At 59.0% G+C, this 1,140-nt stretch carries 1 protein-coding gene; it reads left to right on the forward strand.

Annotation, left to right across the window (positions count from 1 at the left end; all coding sequences use genetic code 11):
- Window positions 1–230: 230 nt before the first annotated feature.
- Window positions 231–1,140, forward strand: a 910-nt coding sequence (locus tag H6X51_RS19845; RefSeq protein ID WP_185269134.1) for an IS110 family RNA-guided transposase, incomplete at its 3' end; no start/stop codon positions are given.

The raw sequence follows: 1,140 nt of genomic DNA on the forward strand, positions 1-1,140 counted from the left end.
CGCTTGTATGGTTTTCCTGCAGGTCCAAAATGGGACCTGTCAGGGTGGAGGGGCTAGCGTCGCTTCCGACCTTTCGGTACGGACTGTGGGAGAATCCGCCCCGCCCTCACCAAAACGCCAATAAAGAATCCATCGGCAGAGCACAGCACGCTCCGACCGACGATATGTTGCAAGCCAGCGTCTGGTGAGCCCTGACAAGTCAAAGACTACTTTAGCTTGGAGGAGTCATCATGGCCAAGAGCATAGAGCCCATCCTCGTCGGAATTGACGTCAGCAAGGCTGAGCTGGTTATTGCCCGTAGTGATACTGATCAGGTTGAGCCCATCCCCAACAACATCACAAGCATCCGCCGCTGGCTGAAGTCGATCCCAAGTGGCTCCAGAATGGCGATGGAGGCCACCGGCATCTATCACCGACAGCTGGCCAAGCTCGCTCATGAAGCAGGCCATCCGCTGTACTTGCTGGACGCCTACAAACTCAGCCATTACCGCGATGGGGTGGGCACACGAGCCAAGACCGACCTGGCCGATGCCCGGCTCATCCTGCGTTACCTGGTTCGCGAGCTCGATGAACTCAAGCGCTGGGTGCCCCCGCATGACGCCTTCTACCGTGTTCAGAGCCTGATGCGCCGCCGCGTCGCGCTGGTGCAGACCAGAGTAGCACTGAGCCAGAGCCTGAAGGATCTGCCAGAGCTCAGGCAGGCTGCCAAGCAACTGGACCAGCACATTCGCCGGATCGAGCTGCTGATCGCCCAGCGCATCAAGCAGGCCCTGGCTGATGTGGGCTGGCACGCCGATGCGCAGCGCTGCGATGCCATCGAAGGTGTGGGCGAGCTGACGTCCATGGCCCTGGCCAACACCTTCCATCGAGGTCGATTCAAGAACAGTGATGCCTTTATCGCCTACCTCGGGATGGACGTGAAGGTCCGTGACTCAGGGACAATGAGGGGGCGCAGAAAACTCACGAAGAAAGGTGACCCCGAGCTACGACGGCTGCTCTACACTGCTGCGATGGCTGCCCGTAAGACACCTGCTTGGAAAGAACTCTACGAGACATACCTGACACAGGGGCTGAAACCGGTTCAAGCGCTGGTTAAACTGGCGCGCAAGCTGGCACGTATTGCCTTTGCGCTGATGCAGA

The organism is Halopseudomonas xiamenensis, assembly GCF_014219065.1.
Taxonomy (GTDB): Bacteria; Pseudomonadota; Gammaproteobacteria; order Pseudomonadales; family Pseudomonadaceae; genus Halopseudomonas; species Halopseudomonas xiamenensis.